This window comes from Maribacter forsetii DSM 18668, from assembly GCF_000744105.1.
Classification (GTDB): domain Bacteria; phylum Bacteroidota; class Bacteroidia; order Flavobacteriales; family Flavobacteriaceae; genus Maribacter; species Maribacter forsetii.
On sequence record NZ_JQLH01000001.1, the window covers coordinates 1,126,323 to 1,144,145 of the forward strand.

19 protein-coding genes and 1 other RNA gene are annotated in these 17,823 nt (G+C 35.5%); 7 read left to right on the forward strand and 13 right to left on the reverse strand.

The window, feature by feature from the left end; translation table 11 throughout:
* Positions 1-14: 14 nt before the first annotated feature.
* Complete coding sequence (locus P177_RS04750; RefSeq protein ID WP_036157807.1) at positions 15-1,271, forward strand: hypothetical protein; 1,257 nt, start codon at positions 15-17, stop codon at positions 1,269-1,271.
* Positions 1,272-1,280: 9 nt separating this feature from the next.
* Complete coding sequence (locus P177_RS04755) at positions 1,281-2,021, forward strand: DUF1963 domain-containing protein (protein WP_036152364.1); 741 nt, start codon at positions 1,281-1,283, stop codon at positions 2,019-2,021.
* Between the two features lie 210 nt (positions 2,022-2,231).
* On the opposite strand, the gene ssrA is transcribed toward P177_RS04755, so the two are convergent.
* Positions 2,232-2,631, reverse strand: a transfer-messenger RNA (tmRNA) gene (gene ssrA / locus P177_RS19625).
* Between the two features lie 176 nt (positions 2,632-2,807).
* Between ssrA and P177_RS04760 the strand changes: the two genes are divergently transcribed.
* Positions 2,808-4,013: an NAD(P)-dependent oxidoreductase gene (locus tag P177_RS04760; protein ID WP_036152367.1), complete on the forward strand. Its 1,206-nt coding sequence runs from the start codon at positions 2,808-2,810 to the stop codon at positions 4,011-4,013.
* Positions 4,014-4,027: 14 nt separating this feature from the next.
* Here the strand turns inward: P177_RS04760 and P177_RS04765 are convergent, their stop codons facing one another.
* The 10 genes from P177_RS04765 to P177_RS04810 all read right to left on the reverse strand — a co-directional run bounded on the left by P177_RS04765 (position 4,028) and on the right by P177_RS04810 (position 13,229).
* Complete coding sequence (locus P177_RS04765; protein WP_036152369.1) at positions 4,028-4,420, reverse strand: ribosomal maturation YjgA family protein; 393 nt, start codon at positions 4,418-4,420, stop codon at positions 4,028-4,030.
* Positions 4,421-4,724: 304 nt separating this feature from the next.
* Positions 4,725-6,125, reverse strand: coding sequence for a DUF4153 domain-containing protein (locus P177_RS04770; RefSeq protein WP_036152371.1), 1,401 nt, complete (start codon positions 6,123-6,125; stop codon positions 4,725-4,727).
* 127 nt (positions 6,126-6,252) lie between these two features.
* Positions 6,253-6,705, reverse strand: coding sequence for a Coq4 family protein (locus P177_RS04775; protein ID WP_036152373.1), 453 nt, complete (start codon positions 6,703-6,705; stop codon positions 6,253-6,255).
* Between the two features lie 54 nt (positions 6,706-6,759).
* Positions 6,760-7,050: a winged helix-turn-helix domain-containing protein gene (locus P177_RS04780; protein ID WP_027064736.1), complete on the reverse strand. Its 291-nt coding sequence runs from the start codon at positions 7,048-7,050 to the stop codon at positions 6,760-6,762.
* Positions 7,051-7,071: 21 nt separating this feature from the next.
* The gene (locus tag P177_RS04785) at positions 7,072-7,707 is read right to left on the reverse strand and encodes a hypothetical protein (RefSeq protein ID WP_036152374.1); all 636 of its coding nucleotides are present in this window, start codon (positions 7,705-7,707) and stop codon (positions 7,072-7,074) included.
* A 220-nt stretch (positions 7,708-7,927) separates the two neighbouring features.
* Positions 7,928-9,490: a PepSY-associated TM helix domain-containing protein gene (locus P177_RS04790; RefSeq protein WP_036152376.1), complete on the reverse strand. Its 1,563-nt coding sequence runs from the start codon at positions 9,488-9,490 to the stop codon at positions 7,928-7,930.
* The gene (locus P177_RS04795; RefSeq protein ID WP_036152378.1) at positions 9,490-9,789 is read right to left on the reverse strand and encodes a hypothetical protein; all 300 of its coding nucleotides are present in this window, start codon (positions 9,787-9,789) and stop codon (positions 9,490-9,492) included. Before P177_RS04795 ends, P177_RS04790 begins: the two co-directional genes overlap by 1 nt.
* A gap of 1 nt (position 9,790) precedes the next feature.
* Positions 9,791-10,123, reverse strand: a complete 333-nt coding sequence (locus tag P177_RS04800) for a hypothetical protein (RefSeq protein ID WP_036152380.1) — start codon at positions 10,121-10,123, stop codon at positions 9,791-9,793.
* 9 nt (positions 10,124-10,132) lie between these two features.
* Positions 10,133-10,852 carry a DUF4198 domain-containing protein gene (locus P177_RS04805; RefSeq protein ID WP_036152382.1) on the reverse strand — a complete coding sequence of 240 codons (720 nt, stop codon included), beginning with the start codon at positions 10,850-10,852 and terminating at the stop codon, positions 10,133-10,135.
* An 85-nt stretch (positions 10,853-10,937) separates the two neighbouring features.
* Positions 10,938-13,229, reverse strand: coding sequence for a TonB-dependent receptor (locus tag P177_RS04810; protein ID WP_245233003.1), 2,292 nt, complete (start codon positions 13,227-13,229; stop codon positions 10,938-10,940).
* 122 nt (positions 13,230-13,351) lie between these two features.
* On the opposite strand from P177_RS04810, the gene P177_RS19330 reads away from it, so the two are divergent.
* The gene (locus tag P177_RS19330) at positions 13,352-14,335 is read left to right on the forward strand and encodes a helix-turn-helix domain-containing protein (RefSeq protein ID WP_051941715.1); all 984 of its coding nucleotides are present in this window, start codon (positions 13,352-13,354) and stop codon (positions 14,333-14,335) included.
* 20 nt (positions 14,336-14,355) lie between these two features.
* Here the strand turns inward: P177_RS19330 and P177_RS04820 are convergent, their stop codons facing one another.
* Complete coding sequence (locus tag P177_RS04820; protein ID WP_084684633.1) at positions 14,356-15,258, reverse strand: phospholipase A; 903 nt, start codon at positions 15,256-15,258, stop codon at positions 14,356-14,358.
* A gap of 88 nt (positions 15,259-15,346) precedes the next feature.
* On the opposite strand from P177_RS04820, the gene P177_RS04825 reads away from it, so the two are divergent.
* Both P177_RS04825 and P177_RS04830 read left to right on the forward strand, forming a co-directional pair.
* On the forward strand, positions 15,347-15,721 hold the full coding sequence (locus P177_RS04825) for a DUF1801 domain-containing protein (protein WP_036152385.1): 375 nt from the start codon (positions 15,347-15,349) through the stop codon (positions 15,719-15,721).
* A 67-nt stretch (positions 15,722-15,788) separates the two neighbouring features.
* On the forward strand, positions 15,789-16,256 hold the full coding sequence (locus P177_RS04830; RefSeq protein ID WP_157486459.1) for a hypothetical protein: 468 nt from the start codon (positions 15,789-15,791) through the stop codon (positions 16,254-16,256).
* A gap of 58 nt (positions 16,257-16,314) precedes the next feature.
* Here P177_RS04830 and kdsA read toward each other — a convergent pair whose 3' ends face one another.
* A complete protein-coding gene (gene kdsA, locus P177_RS04835; protein ID WP_036152389.1) occupies positions 16,315-17,133 on the reverse strand; it encodes a 3-deoxy-8-phosphooctulonate synthase in 819 nt (272 codons plus the stop codon).
* Between the two features lie 83 nt (positions 17,134-17,216).
* On the opposite strand from kdsA, the gene P177_RS04840 reads away from it, so the two are divergent.
* A complete protein-coding gene (locus tag P177_RS04840; protein ID WP_051941716.1) occupies positions 17,217-17,783 on the forward strand; it encodes a hypothetical protein in 567 nt (188 codons plus the stop codon).
* The last annotated feature ends 40 nt before the right edge of the window (positions 17,784-17,823 follow it).

Genomic DNA, 17,823 nt, shown 5'->3' on the forward strand with positions numbered 1-17,823 from the left:
TAAAAAAATCAGATATGAATTTAACAGAGAAGAATATAGATGATATTAAAGCGGAATGGAATACAAAAGGTAGTAGATACGTTTCCGATATCAATAAAATGGTTGAATTTGGTGAAACCAACGGATGGGAAAATTGGAAAGGAAAAGAGCCCGAAGACAAAAGAGATCACTTGGCAGAAGCAGTATTTCAATTATTAAAAGATGCCAATAAGAATAATACGGTCGATGCTTTTAGAAATGATTTTCCGCCGGCGCACGCCCCAATGGTGCAGTTTATGAAAGCAAAGGCGCAAAGTATTCAGCAATTACATTTTATAGACGGTCAGAAGATAGTATTCTTAGTGGGTACCGCATATCAGAAAAGGCAGGCATATCTTCTTAAAGATGATGAAATTATTGAATTGGATGCTTCTATTGAGGCTATTGGAAAGTCAAAGCAGAATAATGTTTTTGCCATTGCATCTAACAACACCATTGTAACCACGCAAGGTTGGGAAGGTGAAATTATTGCAACATTTAATTTAGAGGAAGCAAAGAATTTAGGGATAACGGAATTAATTCCTTTTAATGATGGGCAAAAAATCCTCCTGATAACTTCTGACGGTATTTTCATAATTACTAAAAATACCGAGAAAATGATTCACCCATTGCCAGATCCTGAAGATGAGGAATGGGAACCTTATATGGACATGGAGAACGCCACCATTTCCAATGATAACAAACACATTGTTGTAGGCGACCAGTGTAGTGACCATAGAGTGTTGGATGCCAACGGAATTCAGATAGGTGAGGTTGGTCCGCAATCATCTTACCCAGATTTTTGCCTTTTTTCAAAAGATGATAATCAGCTTATAACAAACTCCTGCCACTTTTATAACGGAGTTACCATAGGTGTACCTTCCACCGAACTCGAAAACTTGAATATACCCGCCTACGAAGAAAGTGAGCAATATACGGTTATAGATGAAGAAATGAGAGTCTATTGTGGTATAGCAACATCAAAATACTACATTCTAGGAGATGCCTTTGGTTATATAAGAGCTAGTGACACACAAGGTAATGCTCTTTGGAGATACTATTTAGGGTCTAGCCTTAGCGGAATTGCCATTTCAGATAATGAGAAAACTTTATGGGTAGGGTCGTCATCGGGTATGCTGCATAAACTACAGTTAGATAAAGGACTTAGAGACGATCATACCATTGCAACGGGAAAACATTATGAAGATTTCAGGTTGGTGATATGGAAAGATGAGCCAATTTTAAAATGGTAATACGATAATATGGATATCAGGGATTTTAATGGGATTGTTATTGAAGGGAAATATGATTTGGACCAGAAAGAGGGATTTCTAAGGTCCGTCATGCTGCCAGCCATTGTCATTGAGCAAGCAACGGTTTTTGATGAAAAGGGAATAAGCAAGTATGGTGGCAATCCACTTGTGCCCGATAATTTTGAATGGCCCAAGCAAGAATTCGGGGATTATAGATTTATAGCGCAGTTTCATCTAAGTGAAATACCGCCTGGTGAAAATCAACTTCCAAAGAAAGGTTTGTTAAGCATTTTTGCAGCGTATGACGAGGAAAATACTATGGCTTGGACAGATGATAACTATGCGAAGGTTTTCTATTTTGAAAATGTTGAGGACTTAAAACCTTATGACAATCCTAATTTTCCTGATAAATATTCGCTTGATGTGGTTTTTAAACAGGAAGTGGATATACCTTTTAAACCGGAATTATACTCAACCAAAGGTCTCAACAAAAAGCAAATGAACTATGTCTGTACTAAAGTGCTAGAGCGGACAGATAAAAGATATGATAGTTATTTATTAGGCTACCCCTATTACAATTCATTAGATGCCGACCCAAGGGAAAACGAAAATTGGACATCATTATTAACCTTGCGTTATCAATCTGGTTTTGGGTTATATTGGAACGACCGTGGTTATTTAATGCTATTTATAGAAAAAGAGAAATTGGCAAAAGGAGATTTCTCTAATATTAAATCTAATGCTGGGTAGGGAGGAAGTTTTGTTGTAATGAAAAAAACCACCCAAAAGGTGGTTTTTATTTGTGGAGCCAGAAGATTACCTTACGGTGTTCCCAAAAGCTTCCGTTTTGCAAGTACAACTGTCAAGGCTGAAAAAAGCCTTGGTGCATAAAAACAAAAATCCTAAACAAGTGAACTTGATGGGATTTTTTATTTTTATTCACATAACAGTTGTGAGTGATTGTGGAGCCGGAGGGATTCGAACCCTCGTCCAAACAAGCAATTAAAATGCTTTCTACATGCTTAGAATCTGATTAATTTTCGATGTGCACCTGACCAGAAACCGCCCAATACACACTTATCTTCTTAAGATTTTGGTGGTGTCGCCAAAGCGAGCGGACACCCTTATGTTGACTTTTCTGGTGCTCCTATAAGAATCGCCATCAACAAGGGCTATTCAGGAACATCTCGCTTCCCTACCTTGTAGGGACGAGGCTAATCTTACTATGATTCAGATTAAGCGGCAAGAGCGTAATTATTTTCGCCAATTAAAAGTGTGAAAAATGAGATTAACGAGCTATTTCCCAGCGCTCGACATGCTTACATTCCAACTGGTCTCGCTGTCAAAACCGGTCGGCCCCAATATGTAAAAGAACTTACTATGCTAAATTTTAGCTACGTCAAATCAATTGACTTCAACTATTAAATAGCGGGCAGCAAAGCTAACAAAACTTTACGATCCCATATAATTTTTATTTTGACCTAAGCCAAGTGTTTCTAATTGCATAATTTAGTGCAATATTTATACCAAACCCATATGAAGTTCGGAATTATAAGAGAACGCAAGAATCCGCCAGATAAGCGTGTAGTATTATCGCCAAAAGCATGTCAAAAAGTCTTAAGTATATATACTAAGGCTGAAATTATTGTAGAACCTTCTTCAATTAGGGCTTATGTAGATGCGGATTATCAAGATTTAGGTATCACGGTTGCAGACAAAATGAATGATTGTGAGGTGCTTTTAGGAGTCAAGGAAGTGCCTATTGATGCGTTAATTCCTAATAAAAAATACTTCTTCTTTTCGCACACCATTAAAAAACAACCTTATAACAGAGACTTGCTTCGTGCTATTTTAGAGAAGAATATAGAAATGTACGACCATGAGGTTATTACCAACAAGCAAGAACAACGCGTTGTTGCTTTTGGTAGATATGCAGGTATTGTTGGGGCATATAACGGATTTCGTGCATACGGACTCAAATACGATGCTTTTCAATTGCCAAAGGCTAGCGACCTTCCAGATCAGCAGGCTTTAATCGAAGAACTAAAAAAACTAAAATTACCTAATATAAAGGTGCTTCTTACTGGCAGGGGCAGAGTCGGTAATGGTTCTAGAGAAATGTTAGATGGTATGGGTATGCGTAGGGTAAATGTTACCGAGTATTTAGAAGATACTTTTAATGAACCGGTATATTGTCAAATAGATGCTGGTGAATACAATAAACGAAAAGACGGAGTTCGTGGCAATAAAGCCAATTTCTTCGCTCACCCGGAAGAGTATAAATCGAACTTTTTTAGATTTGCCAAGGTGACCGATTTCTATATAGCCGGTCATTTTTATGGTCAAGGTGCTCCTTATTTATTCACTAGGGAAGATGCTAAACATGAAGATTTCAATATGAAGGTTGTCGCCGATATCAGTTGTGATATTGACGGACCCGTTGCTTCTACTATTAAACCTTCTACTATTGCTGATCCTATTTATGGTTATAACTCGGTAACGGAGACCGAGACAGATTTTAAAAATGCTGACGCAATTGCGGTCATGGCGGTAGATAATTTACCGTGTGAATTACCTAGAGATGCCAGTGAAGGTTTTGGAGAAGCTTTTATAAAAAATGTGATTCCTGCTTTTTTCAACGACGATAAAGATGGCGTTCTCGAAAGAGCAAGAATGACCAAAAATGGGAAGCTGACAGAACGTTATGCATATCTACAGGATTATGTTGATGGTAAGGAATAGCTAAACCTTTCATATTAGTTTATAGGTTGTTTCAGCAAGAATCGTTTTTTGATTTCTAAACTTGTTACGGTTAGTATACCTAGGGTGTATGCCAATAAATCTTGAATGCTGAAATAGTTTCCGAAAATTAAATTTGCCCATTTAGAATGCTCCAACCCAAAGTAGCTTAACATATTGGTGAGTTGTAAAAATTCGATGGCAAAAGCAATTAATAAGGTGACAATGCCGATTGCAATATCACTTGCCTTTATGAAGGCTTTGAAAAAGAAAAATAAGAGAATGACTACAAGGTAGTCTCCAAACGTATGTCGAATAAATCCGGATTTTAAAAATATGGCAATTAAGATTTCGATTCCTAATAGTGCAAGAAAGTATATAAAGTAGATATGGTTGAATTTGAATTTCATCTGTTGAAATTTTATGCGTTTGTTAAATAGATATAAAGTATACTTACTGGGTAATTCATAATCAGTAAAATAAGCGTCATGGTATGCTCTTGTATAGCCTTAGAAAACCTAAGTACATTTACCAAAATTATAATCAAAGCTATACAGGTAACGATGATATAGCTCAGATATAGCATAATGCCTACAATGACAGTGAACTCTGTTTTTGGTATTAAGGCAATACACAGTAGTAAAGATGAGAGTAGAAAATACAATGAAACTACTCTCACAATTCTACGGTTCCATTTATGTTTAAATAAGGCTATCATTTTAAGTTATGTTGAACAAGCTGAACTAATGTATATTCTTGCCACGTTTTTTCTGATTGTTGTGTAATATAATCTTCGTATTTATCTTTAATACTGATTTTTAAATCATAGTCTGCACTCTTCTCTTTAGCATATTTGTATAGCTGAATACTATTAGTATCTCCCAAATCCAAGAGATAATGAATATCAGGATTTTCAAGTGAACTTAAATTGAAATACGTAATTGTTCTATCCCATGGCACCGCAGCACTTAGCACTAAGAAAGCAAATACAGTTGCAATGTTTGTACGCACTAAATAAATAAAGCTTTTTACTTCCGCCACTTTAATATAACCTGTAATTAAGCCGGTAAGGGTAAGTAGTAGATATACGAATACACCAATACGCTTGTAGGTAAGACCCAGGGCTTCAACATAGGTGAAGTTCTTGTATGTTGTAAAAACAATTAATATAATGTTCAGCGAGATCCATGCGTATGTAAGTGTTTTTATTTGTGTATTTTCTTTATAGAAGTTGAGGTTTCCTCTAAAGAAATAAAGAATTAGTATAATGGCTAGTACTATAGAGAACATTAACGCATACACCCCTTGGTGTACAGATGCCGAATATTCTGCATTAGAAATTTCGGTTTTTTGGAATAGGTAAATTCCATCAGTTACTAAAAAGAATACCAGTAATAAATTAAGGGCGAAAAATATAAAAGAGCCTAAGGTATGCTCACTTTCCAATTGCTTTTTTTGCCCAATGATTTCTATTTCGGAGGGAGTCTTCAATTCGTTTTTTTGAGATGCATCCACCGCAATTATTTCTTGTGCATCTAATGGGCGCAAAATGTTAAGAAATATAATGTACCCAAGAAATGTAAAGAATACCCAAGGGATACTTATAAAATCAAAATTGATTTGATTTACAAGGTTCTCAAAAACAGGATTAGCATTTTTGTACAGCGCAGCAAACAAAATGAGTAATGCCCCTGCGAAAAAACTACCTTTTAAACGATTAAATAATTTTGGTGACGTCTCCTTTTTTATATCCTTTTCGTTGACTGAATTTTGTCTTTGAATGAAATTCGAAATACTTGCTATTAGTATGTTCATGAAGCCTAATAGCCATGAGAGGTATAAAGATGTTTGGTTAGAAATAGATTTACCTACATAGACCATTAATGCCATAAAATGAACAAATATGGTAAACCCTGTAGGATTGATCAATACAAAAACCGATGTAAGAATATAAGTGAGGGCATAAACCCATGAAACCTTACGTGTGCCTTTAAGTGTGGAAACAAGTACCACTACCAATATGGAAATTAAAAATAAATTTAGTCCAAAGCTTTTACTGTAGAATAGTAAACTAAAGGCTAATGCAGATAACAGTGATTTTATATGAACGTTCATAATATGATGTATTTAAAAGGTTATTAATGATTTAAATTTTTCGATTATTCATAAGAGATACTAACCAAGAATCAAGTGTACTGTCTTACGGGTTTTTGAGTTTTTAGATAGTTTTAGTATCATGATTTTAATGAATTAAAAAAGTGGACTTTATCCGTTGGATGGGTTGGTTTAGCAGCTTTTGAAAATCTAATTGATGAAAGGGTAGTGCAGATTTTCCACAGTTATATTTAGATGAAAATTGCCTCCAACACTCCGGATACAGCATAGAGCCAATACATATGACCGTAAATAAGTAAAGACTTCTTTTTCCATTTCCCATTAAATAAAACTGCATGCTTATTTCTTCAGGAACCGTAATTCCGGTTCCGGTGAGTACATGAAATACATCATGACTCTCTAGTTTTTCTTGTAACTGAAAGCTGTTGGCAACAAGAAATTTGCCCATATGATAGCCTAATGAGTCGCTTGGATATTCTTTTAATTCTTCAGCATTAAATTGCCAAGCTTCATTCTTTTTGAAGTATTGATAGGGTACCACACTCCAATTATATAATTTTTCTAATATGGCTGCTCTCATTTTTGTTGTTTTAAAAGTACTTTGAATTTCAAAGTAAAATGATAAAAAAATATACTACTTACCTATTAGTTTTTCTAAAGCATTAATATGCTTCTTAAACTGCGCTTTACCAAGTGGGGTTGCAGAGTAGCGAGTATTAGGTTTTCTACCTATAAACTGCTTTTCCACTTTTATGTATTCCTCTTTTTCAAGCGCTTTGGTATGACTGGCTAAATTGCCATCTGTAGCACCTAAAAGCTCTTTTAGCATTTTAAAATCAGCATAATCGTTCACCATTAGAATAGACATAATTCCCAGTCTTATTCGGTGATCAAAAGCTTTGTTTATGTTGTCAATTAAACTCATATATTAATAGCTAGGCTAATCTTAATTTCTGTCGTACTTATAATACATTAATGCACCATAAAGAATGTGGCAAACGCCAAACCCTAGAGCCCAAAAATACAATCCATATCCTATAAATTGCGTACTAACTAGTCCTATTCCAATAAAAACCAAACCCATATATCTAACATCGCCCATGGTGTACTTGCTTGCGTTAACACAAGCCAGACCATAAAATATAAGCGTTGCAGGAGCAACAAGACCAGCAATACCTTGTTGCATAAGTACCAAGCAAAAAAGTCCGCCTACTACTAACGGAATAGCAAAATTGAATACTAACCGCTTGCTAGTGCTGTCCCAAATTTTTTCTCCACTTTTTTTAGACTTTTTCAAGGTCATAATAAAACCGGTAATAACAGCTGCCACCAAAACTGCAATAGCAATTAACGTTAGTTCGCTAACCGTATCTGAACCCCAAAGTGATGAAGACCTACCGGAAAAGTTTTCATAATTGGCTGCTGAAGTATTTTTCAGCTTAACATAAGCAAATCCTGCCCCAATTAATGCATATATACCCGCGAGTACTCCTGAGAGTCCGCTTAATGAAATAAATCGTGAAGAACGATTCATTATATTCTTGATTTCGGTAATATCGTTTAGATACTTATTTGTCTCCATTTTAAAGTACTTTGAAATACAAAGTTAATTTAAAATTTTGATTCTGTCCTAATTTTGACAAGGAAAAATGAATTTACTATGTCGTGACTTGTTTCAATTTTAAGATAAAACCTTATTAAACTATTGAGGTAGAAGAGGAATAATAGTAATGTGCTATGTTATTCTAAATACATAGTGTTTACTACAGAATATCACCATTTAAAAGATAATAATCCGTCTGCTAATTTTTGGATTTTTTATTCTTTTCATTCACATTTAATTTACCGACAATTAATAGCCCTACAATACTGAGTACAATCCAAAATGCATCGATGAAAAGTACTTGATCATACCCTTTTGCGTAGCTTACCCAGATCCAATTACCCGTACAGAAACCATTTACCAGTGGTATAGTTAAACCTATTAAACTACCGGAAAGCAAGGTGTATTTGTTGGTCAAATAATTGTCCTTTTTAATAATGAAGAAGATGGTAATCAATAACCAACCAATAAAGTAAAATTTATACAATAAGCTCATCCCCGCAGGGTTAATTACTTGTACCAAAACAAATGAAAGCGCGGTTATTGGGTAAAGGCTTAAGCATATGGCTAAATAATAACGTACTACTGCCTCGTTGAATTTCTTTTTCTTGGGCGGTACGTTCTTTTTGTTGCGTGCAGTTAACCAAATGAGTACTCCGCTTAGTATAACAAAGCATCCTATTAAACCAAGTATAAATGATATAATGCGTAATCCGTATCCACCATAATCACCTAAATGAAGCCTATAGAATATACCTTTAACGGTATCTAAATACGATGTTTTTTTAGTTGGGTCTTTAACACTGTGAATGCTATTGTCGGCAGCATTGAATATAGTGTAGCCGTATCCATTAATTTTATCTTTATAGTCTAAATTTCCGCTTACCGATACATGCATACCTGTATCTCCATAATTGAAAATATGAACCTCATTTACTTTAAACCCTTTCCAGTTTTCTTTCACCTGTTGTACCAATGCGTTAATGCTAACCGGACTTTTTAAAGGAGTGTTTTGGAACTCAAATTCTGGATGCGTATATTCCAGATCTTCATATAGCTTGTTATCATCACCATCATATAATGCCAGTGCTGTTGGGGCGATTAAAAGCACTTTTAGCATAAAGAACGTACCGGTTACAGCATAAATAAATTGAAAGGGAAAACCGATAACCCCTAAAGCTGTATGCGCATCTGTCCATACCGTTTTCAATTTTGTCATTGGTCTGAATACATAGAAATTAGAAATAATTTTATCCCAATGAACTACGATACCTGTTATTAAGGCGAAGAGGAAAAAGAAAGCAACGGATCCTGATAAATAATACCCGAAAGGGTGAGGTAGTTGTGCAAAAAAATGTAGTCTGTATAAAAATTCACCTAATGAATATGAGCTTACATAGTCTGTTGTAGTTTTGTCTTTGGTATTCAGATAGTAAAAAGAACGAGCAGCTTTTTCTTTCGAAAGCAGGGTGTCTTTAGATGCGCCTAAATTCACTCCGATGTTCTGCTCGTTGTAATAATGTTTTAATTCAATATCTCTACTGTAAAGGCTTTTTTCGTTAGACATTTCTTGAAATGTCTCATCAAAATTTAGCTGTATTTCTTCTGCTACTTCAACGGTGTGCCCTCGTTCCCAATTTGCGATTTCATCTCTAAAGAATGCAAATGAACCGGTAAAGAAAATAACATAAAGGGCAACACTAATAACAATGCCGCTAACCGTATGTAAATGAAATAAAATATTGTAAGTTCTTTTATTCATTATACAAGTGGATTTAATGCTTTACCATAAAATATTACTATTGCCAAAATGATGGATATAAGTATATAGATACCCCAAATTTTCCATCCGCTTTTAGCTAAAAACGCCATAATCATTAACCCTATCCAAAGTATCAACGAACTATAGGTACTTGTAATAATTACGTTTACATGGTCAAACCAACTTGCAATTGCCAAGTGGAAAAGAATAGATACTATAAAGCCACCTATAATTGCGGCGGTAATTTTTGAAAAGCGTGGCCAAAAAGACGGATTCAGGTATTTTGAATTAGCGGGCATATTAAAAAAATAAAAATTCCATTAGGAATATGAGTACAAAAGTTGGGCTTAGTGTTTTATAGGTCATTAGATGCAAGGGTTGTAAGAGTATAATGAGGCTTGCTATGGTCATTAAGATGATGGTAAAAGTAAAAATACCTGAACCCCAACCAAATTGATATATGGTTAGGGAGCAGGCAAACAGCAGCAAAACATAACCTAAAGAATTTGCTGCTTTACTTTTCTGTTGGCACCAGTTTTCAATATATAAGTGTACAGGTACTTTTTGTCTTTTTGTTGTGGCATAGCCCAAATAGAAACCTGTAAAGCTTAGTATTAGAATTATGGTAATCATCTGTTTTATTTAATTGTTAATGCAATACGTAGCACAGTGCCAAACAAATTCATAGTCCTTGCCATTGTACGTACCAGGAATTCGTTCTTCAAAAGTAGTTTCCATAGTATATTTGGTGTTCCAGGGCAAGGCAAAGCTTACTTCACCATGTTCATCTGTCTCTAGGGTTTTGCTCCATAGATCTGAAACGAATATTTTAAATTCATTTTTTGCTAATGGCTTTCCCCTGAATAATACTTGTAGTTTAATTTCATCATCTTCGTTTGCCAATTCTTTAATGACTATACCATCTTCATTTAAGGTTTTGGTATCGCTAATTTTATTACCTACCTGAACTTTTGCGGTAGATTGGTAGTGAGTCTTGAAAATTCCGAAATCCCACTCCGTATAATCCAGAACTTCAATGTTGTCATTGTTTAAAGCAACTGTATATGTTCCATTGGTTTTTGGGGTAAAGTGAGCTACATAAAAGTTTTCTTTTGGAGAGGTCTTTAAAGCTGATTTTGTACCATCTGGATGAATAAGCCACAAATTGAACTTTGAAACAGAGGGGTAATTTTCTCCTTTGACTTTTTCAATGACCCCATGTGTATATTCGCCAAAATAGACCCTAACTTCTTGTTCTTTTTCTAATTTTCCTGTACGGTCTGTTTCAAGCCATAGGTAATGGGCGAACATTGGCGATACGGTGAATACCAATAAGGCGAGTGTAATGATTATTCTTTTCATAATTTTTTATTTTAAGGTTACACCCTCAGTAAAACTGAGGGATAACCAATTTGAACTAACTCAACAAAAATTGTTTATAATGCCTTTAGAAATTATAGGTTACTGTTACCCTACCGTTGATACCGGGTTCAGACTGCCAGTATAGGTAAGTGGCATAATTTGATCCGGAATACAGGTATTCATCTAACAGGTTATTAACATTAAGTTGCACTCTCAATTTATCATTGCTCCAAGATAAAGCTCCGTCTAGCCTAAAGTAATCTGGTAATTGAGACTCATTGTCTGCACCCCAAGACCATGTAGATCGGTCTATTTGGTATTGGTAACCCAATGACCCACCAAAACCGTGTAATTTAGAGGTGTCAGCGAATTTATAATTTAACCATCCGTTGGTAATGTGTTTGGCATGACCAGCTACACGTAGACCAATATTTTCTGGGTCGGTATCATCTGTAATTTCTACGTTCGTATTGGCGTAGTTCAGAATCACATTTAACTCTGGTGTAACCTCACCTTGCAAATCAAACTCGATACCTTTTGATTGTATTTCACCTAACTGAATAGAGAAATTCGGATTCTCAGGATCGGTAACCAATACGTTTTGTTTGGTAATTTGGTAGGCACCTAAAGATGTTCTTAATCTGCCATTGAAAAAGCTCTTTTTTAAACCTCCTTCAATATCATTTGCGTCTACAGGGTCAAAAGCTTCACCGGTGAAACTAACACCACTTTGCCCAATGAATGAGCGGTCATAAAGTCCGTACGCGGTTAAGGTTGGTAGTATATCTACACTAAGACCAATACGTGGGGTAACTTTTGAATCTGTTTCGTCTTTACCTCTAGTGAACAGGTAAGTGTATCGACCTGCAAGTGTTAAGCGGGCTTTGTCATTGAAAAATCCGATTTCATCTTGTAGGTATACAGAACGGTTAATGCTGCCATAATTGTAAATATCGTCGCGGTATTGTACAGGAACCGACTTGTTAAAAACAGGCAGTTCGGTATTGCCGTAAACGGGGTTGTAAATATTAAAGGGTTGTTCGGTATCGGTAATGGCAAATTGGTTAAAATCTGCCCAGTATTCTTTTTGGCTGTAATCAAACCCTCCAAGTAGCTTATGGGTGATACCACCGGTATTGAATGCTCCGGAAATGTAACTTTGAAAATATTTTCCAACGGATAGTGCATCCCAATTACTAATATACCTTACAGCATCTCCATTTTCTTCTAAGGACCATACCCAAGTAGAATTTCCTACTTGATCATAGCGTAAAGAACCGAACTTTGTCTCCCAGCTCCAGTCTTTGTTAAAATCATGTTTTATAGTACCAAAGAAAGTGACTTCTTGAATGTCGGATGCTGGGTAGTTATTATCGGTAAATTTAAAGTCCCTGTCCAAACTACCATAACCATCGTCGTTTGGAGCAAAAACATATGCGGCACCCATATAGCTTTCTGCCTGCTGTACATTTAGTTCTGCCGTAACGGATGTCTTTTTTGATAGGTTGTAGGTAAGGGCAGGGGCAAAGCCATAACGTTCGGCATCTTCATTTCCTCTGTGGCTGTCAGATGTTTGGTACATGGCGTTAAAACGATACAATAATTTTCCGTTTTCGGTCGCTTTGCCTCCAAGGTCCAATGTAGCACGGTAATTGTCAAAACTACCCGCCATAAAAGAAACTTGACGTATGGTTTTTTCAGTTGGTTTTTTGGTTACCACATTATAGAATCCGCCAGGTTCACCGGCAGACATCATAAAACCTGCAGGTCCTTTTACAAATTCTATTTGGTCTACAAAAGCCATATCTTCAGATAATGGCCCCCATGAATCTTGCACGTTAAAACCATTTCTAAAGGCAGGTAATCTAAAACCTCTCATATTTACCCTAGCAAAATTACCCCAATGTTCTAGCATCGTTACACCAGACACATTTCTGATTACCCCGTCCATGATACTGGTAGCTTGTTGGTCTTGAAGAAGCTCGCTACTTATGATCTGTATGTTTTGTGGAAGTTTGGCAACCTCTGTTTTAAGCCGTAATGATGAAGAGGGTGTTTTAACGGCATATTTATTATGATGCCCTTTAACAACAACTTCGTTCAATTGTTCGCTTTTTTCTGGTAATGAAACCGTACGTATTTCGGTTATTCTATTCGCAACTACATTCGCTTCAATTTGTTTAGTGTCATGACCCATAATCGAGAATGTTAGGGTATATGAACCGACGGCAAGATTTGTGATTTCAAATTTACCCTTGGCATTGGTAGTGGTGCCTAAACTGGTATGAGATATAGTGATATTTACATTTGGTAATGGTTTTTTATTTTGATCTACTACCAACCCAGACAGGCTTCCAGACTGCGCATACGTACTCATTGAGCAGATTAGTAAGAGTAGTATAGTATAAAGATTCTTCATGTATTGTTTGTTATTTTTAATTAGTCTAAATAAATTTGATGCGAATTTATAACCAAGTCTTGGATAAGAAATGACGTAAAATGGTAAAAAAAAGACGCAATTTTACAGATGTACAGATTGTTGACTTATCTGAGTCGAAAGACAATTTGTATAGTGAAATTGCAGATTGTACCGAGGTAAATAAAGATGATGATATTGACCACAAGGTGTATCGCATAAAGGAACGTTATGGTCAGGGTACTATAGATGAAATTCAATTTGAGGATGTCATCATATCAACATTATTTTTAAGGTTGAAAGCAGATATAGTCTTAAAGCAAAAACTAACGGTAGACTTTGTGCAACTTACTTTTTTGATCGAAGGGGAGCGTATAGTATCCGTTGCCAATTGTGAGGATATTTTTCTTGCGAACGGTGATTCCTATATGGCGAATATTAAGTCGTTTCACGGTACATCTAAGATTACAGGTAATAAAACCTATAAAGAAATTAAAGTAAGGTTGTCTGCCGCATTTTTGTCTAAGCACGGATTTTTTAATGATCTTAAATTGAAGGAGCTTATAGATGATAATTTGGTTGTACCCATTACCAATGAGATGATGGCAATTTTAGAATCGTTTGAAAAATTAAATTTTGAAGGCACAGCTAGACTTATTTTTTTAAAGGCAAAGGTTTTTGAAATGTTGGCTATTCAAGTAACGAACTATAAAAAAGAGCATCATAAAAATACGCCCCAAAATAAACCTAGTATAAAGAAGCTACTGTGCATACAAAAACTAATTAATGAAAATTTAGGAATCAATTATTCAGTTGCTAATCTGGCTAAAGAAGTTGGCATGAATAAAACGGTATTAAATAGGGAGTTTTTAAGGGTATTTGGTCTTACAGTTCATGAATATAGTATTGATAAAAAAATAGAAAAAGCAAAGTATCTATTGTTAAATACAGATATGCCCATTTACGAAATAGCTGAGCTGATCGGCTATAAGAATGCCACTCATTTTTCTGCCGCATTCAAGCGTCAAGAAGGCACTTCACCTAAAAAATTTAAAACTAGCGTTTAATTACTGGTAATACTCGTGTGTTAGTTGATCAATGAAACACCTATACCCAATGTAGTTTGCCTATGGTTATAGTCGATTAAAGTTTCTCCGTATCCATCGAAGAATTGAACATGGCCATTGAAGTTTTTATGAATAGGAAAAGACCAGTTCAATTGTAAGCTACCCCTACTTTTATCTCCTAAATTTAAGGAATGTCGGGCAATGGCTCTAAAGCGTTGTCTGCCCCAATCATAAGCAACATCGGCTTCACCACGCCCTATATAATCGGATATATTCTCGTTATCATCAATCTTACTACCTAGGCGTAACCAAGGTTTCAGCATTACCTGCCAGTTGCCTTTTTCAAACCCGGCGTGGAGGGCAATACGGTTCCAACTTCTAGAAATAGGGTCTGACTGACCGTTAGATTCATGTATTACCGAAATACCCACCATTTTTGCATCAAAACCTAGTATGGGGAAATTTATCGGGAAATTGGCAATAATTTCTGGTTTGTAATTAAGTTCACGAAAAGGTCTTGATCGCTCGGTATTATAAATTTGCCAGTAGGCGGTCTGAGAATAGCCCATCCAAAGGTCCATATGACCGCCTAGCATATTATGAAAAATCTTCGTTTTTAAACTGATCTGAAACTTTGCTTCCACAGCATTTAAACTATTGGGATCATCTAAGACTTTATCTGAATTTTCGGCTACGGGAAACTCGTTTGGGTTAGTGGAGTATTTGGCTAGGCTCATATAAATGGGCTTGTAAGAGGTAAGTATAAAATTACCACGATGGTGTTCGTCGTCTAGTTCCCATAATTCGGTCAGACTTTTACTATTGTTGAAATACCAATTGTGATCATGATCTTCTTGTGAAAAACATTGAGAACCGATACTTGTTATAAAAGCAAATATTAAGATTGTTGTTTTATGTAACATCAATAAATTTTAGAGATGGTAAAATTATATATTTGGATGCGTATTAGTAAATGTATTCGTATTTTAAGTTAATACAATCGATTTAATTATGAAACCAGCTGAGAATTATATTTTCAATCAACCAGAACCTTATAAAAGTATTTTAATGCATTTGCAAATGATGATTGAAACGACTTTGCCAGAGGTTGAACTTAAATTTAAATGGAATATTCCTTGCTTTTATATTGGTAAATCTCCCATTTGTTATTTGAATGCATCGCACAAAAAGAAGTTTGTTGACATTGCTTTTTGGAACTCGGCACACCTTACAAAACATTTGAACGTACTAATTTCTGAAAATAGAAAAGTAGTACGTTCCTTGCGTTATACTACCCTTGAAGATATTGATAACGATATTCTAGTGGATGTTTTACAGGATGCTTATGCTGTCCGTAAAAACGGATTTTATAAACGAGAAGGCTGATAATTAAACTTTTGATAATTTATAGGGCTAATCTCCGTTAGATAAACTCAACCTTTATAATTTTCACATGAGAAAAATTTTATCAATCACAATGTTATGTATATTTCTGGTTAGCTGTTCAAATGATGAAGATTCTGGAGAAATTGGAATTTCAGACCAACCCCTAACTGGAATATTACAAGGCGAGTCTTTTACTTTTGTAGATGGTAAATCTTTTGATACGATTACTTTTGATGATGAAGAGGCTTTAAATATCAATCTTACCAATGTAAGTGCTACCTGTGAAGATTTTATAGGTGATTTTGATTTAAGAATTAGTTTTACGGTTCCTGTTGGTGTTGGGGTGTATACGGATATCAATATTGTTGATATTAAAAATGATGAAACACCATTTAACAATTTAGATAGAACAGTGGAGATTACTTCTTTAACTGAAACAGAAGTTTCTGGTAAATTAAAATTGGAGCGTAATTCTAACGACATTGCTGAAGGCAGTAGCTTTGAAGGTTCCTTTACCGTTCCAATTTGTCAATAAAAGTTTAATAATAAAAACAGAAAAACCAAGTGTGAGCTACACTTGGTTTTTTTATGCTTTATAGTTCATTAATAGTTGTTCGAATCGCCACCAAATCTGTCAACAGTTTTTTCATTAATCCTAAATCCAGCATGTTGGCTCCGTCACTTTTTGCATTGGCACAATCAAAATGAGTTTCTATAAAAAGTCCGTCTACACCTGCAGCAACACCTGCACGTGCCATAGTACCGATCATAGCTGGTCTACCACCTGTAACACCAGAAGTTTGATTCGGTTGTTGTAACGAATGCGTTACATCTAAAACCACAGGTGCATATTGTTTCATAGTGGGTACACCTCTAAAATCTACAATCATATCTTGGTAACCGAACATGGTGCCGCGGTCGGTAATAATAGCTTGCTCATTACCAGTTTCGGTAACTTTATTTACGGCATGTTTCATACTCTCAGGACTCATAAATTGTCCTTTTTTGATGTTGACTGTTTTTCCTGTTTGTGCGGCAGCAACAACTAAATCTGTTTGGCGAGCTAAGAATGCAGGTATCTGTAATACGTCTACATACTCTGCAGCCATGGCAGCATCTTGTTCTGTATGTATATCTGTTACTGTGGGTACTTTAAAAGTTTCAGAAACTTTTCTTAGAATTTTTAATGCCATTTCATCTCCAATACCGGTAAATGAATCTAATCTACTACGATTTGCCTTCTTGAAACTTCCTTTAAATACATAAGGAATTTTAAGCTCGTCGGTAATAGTAATAATATGTTCTGCAATGCGCATCGCCATATCTTCACCTTCAATGGCACATGGTCCTGAAAGTAGAAAGAAGTTATTACTGTCCGTATGTTTTATTTGGGGTATTAAGGATAGGTTCATTCGTCGAATATTTTTAAACAAAGATACTATTTTAAGAAGCTTACTGTTCTATTAAGATAAGATTGTCGAAACCCCAAATCGAAATGAAAATCAAACAGTTTCTTATTTTAATATTGCTGATATGTTTTGCTGGTAATGTTCATGCTCAGTTTGGTAAAAACTGTGAACTTAGGCAGGTGAAGATCAATCTACTTAATCCCGGTCTTGAATATGAAATGGCTTTGGGTACCAATACTACCCTTGATATAAAAGCGGGAATTCAAGTTGCTTTGGACCCATTATTGCCAGATGTTTATAGTGAATTTGGAATTTTTCCTGCAATAGCTGGTCAATATAGGTACTACTATAATTTTGAAAAACGTCAGCGTAAAAGAAAACAGATCTATGGTAATTCTGCTAATTATGTGGCACCTGCTGTAGCGGTATTCTTTCCGGGTTCACGAACTATTACCAATGAAAATGTAGAAGGGGCTTTCGGTTATGCCGGATTGGTGACTGGTATACAACGTAGTTTTGATTCTGGATTCAACTTTTCTGTAGATGTAGGTGCAGCTTATTATGACGGACAATTTGAAGGCGGAATTTATCCAGTAGCTAATTTGAGCATCGGGTTTATCATAAGTGAAAAGCGCTGGTGTGTAGGTCGTTAATTACGTAAGTATTTTCTTAATATTTCATTAAATCTAGTGA

Coding starts and splice junctions, on each gene's coding strand:
- P177_RS04755 (WP_036152364.1), top strand. CDS start 1,281: ATGGATATCAGGGATTTTAATGGGATTGTTATTGAAGGGAAATATGAT.
- P177_RS04775 (WP_036152373.1), bottom strand. CDS start 6,705: ATGAGAGCAGCCATATTAGAAAAATTATATAATTGGAGTGTGGTACCC.
- kdsA (WP_036152389.1), bottom strand. CDS start 17,133: ATGAACCTATCCTTAATACCCCAAATAAAACATACGGACAGTAATAAC.
- P177_RS04790 (WP_036152376.1), bottom strand. CDS start 9,490: ATGAATAAAAGAACTTACAATATTTTATTTCATTTACATACGGTTAGC.
- P177_RS04770 (WP_036152371.1), bottom strand. CDS start 6,125: ATGAACGTTCATATAAAATCACTGTTATCTGCATTAGCCTTTAGTTTA.
- P177_RS04750 (WP_036157807.1), top strand. CDS start 15: ATGAATTTAACAGAGAAGAATATAGATGATATTAAAGCGGAATGGAAT.
- P177_RS04760 (WP_036152367.1), top strand. CDS start 2,808: ATGAAGTTCGGAATTATAAGAGAACGCAAGAATCCGCCAGATAAGCGT.
- P177_RS04830 (WP_157486459.1), top strand. CDS start 15,789: ATGAGAAAAATTTTATCAATCACAATGTTATGTATATTTCTGGTTAGC.
- P177_RS04810 (WP_245233003.1), bottom strand. CDS start 13,229: ATGAGTACGTATGCGCAGTCTGGAAGCCTGTCTGGGTTGGTAGTAGAT.
- P177_RS04805 (WP_036152382.1), bottom strand. CDS start 10,852: ATGAAAAGAATAATCATTACACTCGCCTTATTGGTATTCACCGTATCG.
- P177_RS04800 (WP_036152380.1), bottom strand. CDS start 10,123: ATGATTACCATAATTCTAATACTAAGCTTTACAGGTTTCTATTTGGGC.
- P177_RS19330 (WP_051941715.1), top strand. CDS start 13,352: ATGGTAAAAAAAAGACGCAATTTTACAGATGTACAGATTGTTGACTTA.
- P177_RS04840 (WP_051941716.1), top strand. CDS start 17,217: ATGAAAATCAAACAGTTTCTTATTTTAATATTGCTGATATGTTTTGCT.
- P177_RS04780 (WP_027064736.1), bottom strand. CDS start 7,050: ATGAGTTTAATTGACAACATAAACAAAGCTTTTGATCACCGAATAAGA.
- P177_RS04820 (WP_084684633.1), bottom strand. CDS start 15,258: ATGTTACATAAAACAACAATCTTAATATTTGCTTTTATAACAAGTATC.
- P177_RS04795 (WP_036152378.1), bottom strand. CDS start 9,789: ATGCCCGCTAATTCAAAATACCTGAATCCGTCTTTTTGGCCACGCTTT.
- P177_RS04765 (WP_036152369.1), bottom strand. CDS start 4,420: ATGAAATTCAAATTCAACCATATCTACTTTATATACTTTCTTGCACTA.
- P177_RS04825 (WP_036152385.1), top strand. CDS start 15,347: ATGAAACCAGCTGAGAATTATATTTTCAATCAACCAGAACCTTATAAA.
- P177_RS04785 (WP_036152374.1), bottom strand. CDS start 7,707: ATGGAGACAAATAAGTATCTAAACGATATTACCGAAATCAAGAATATA.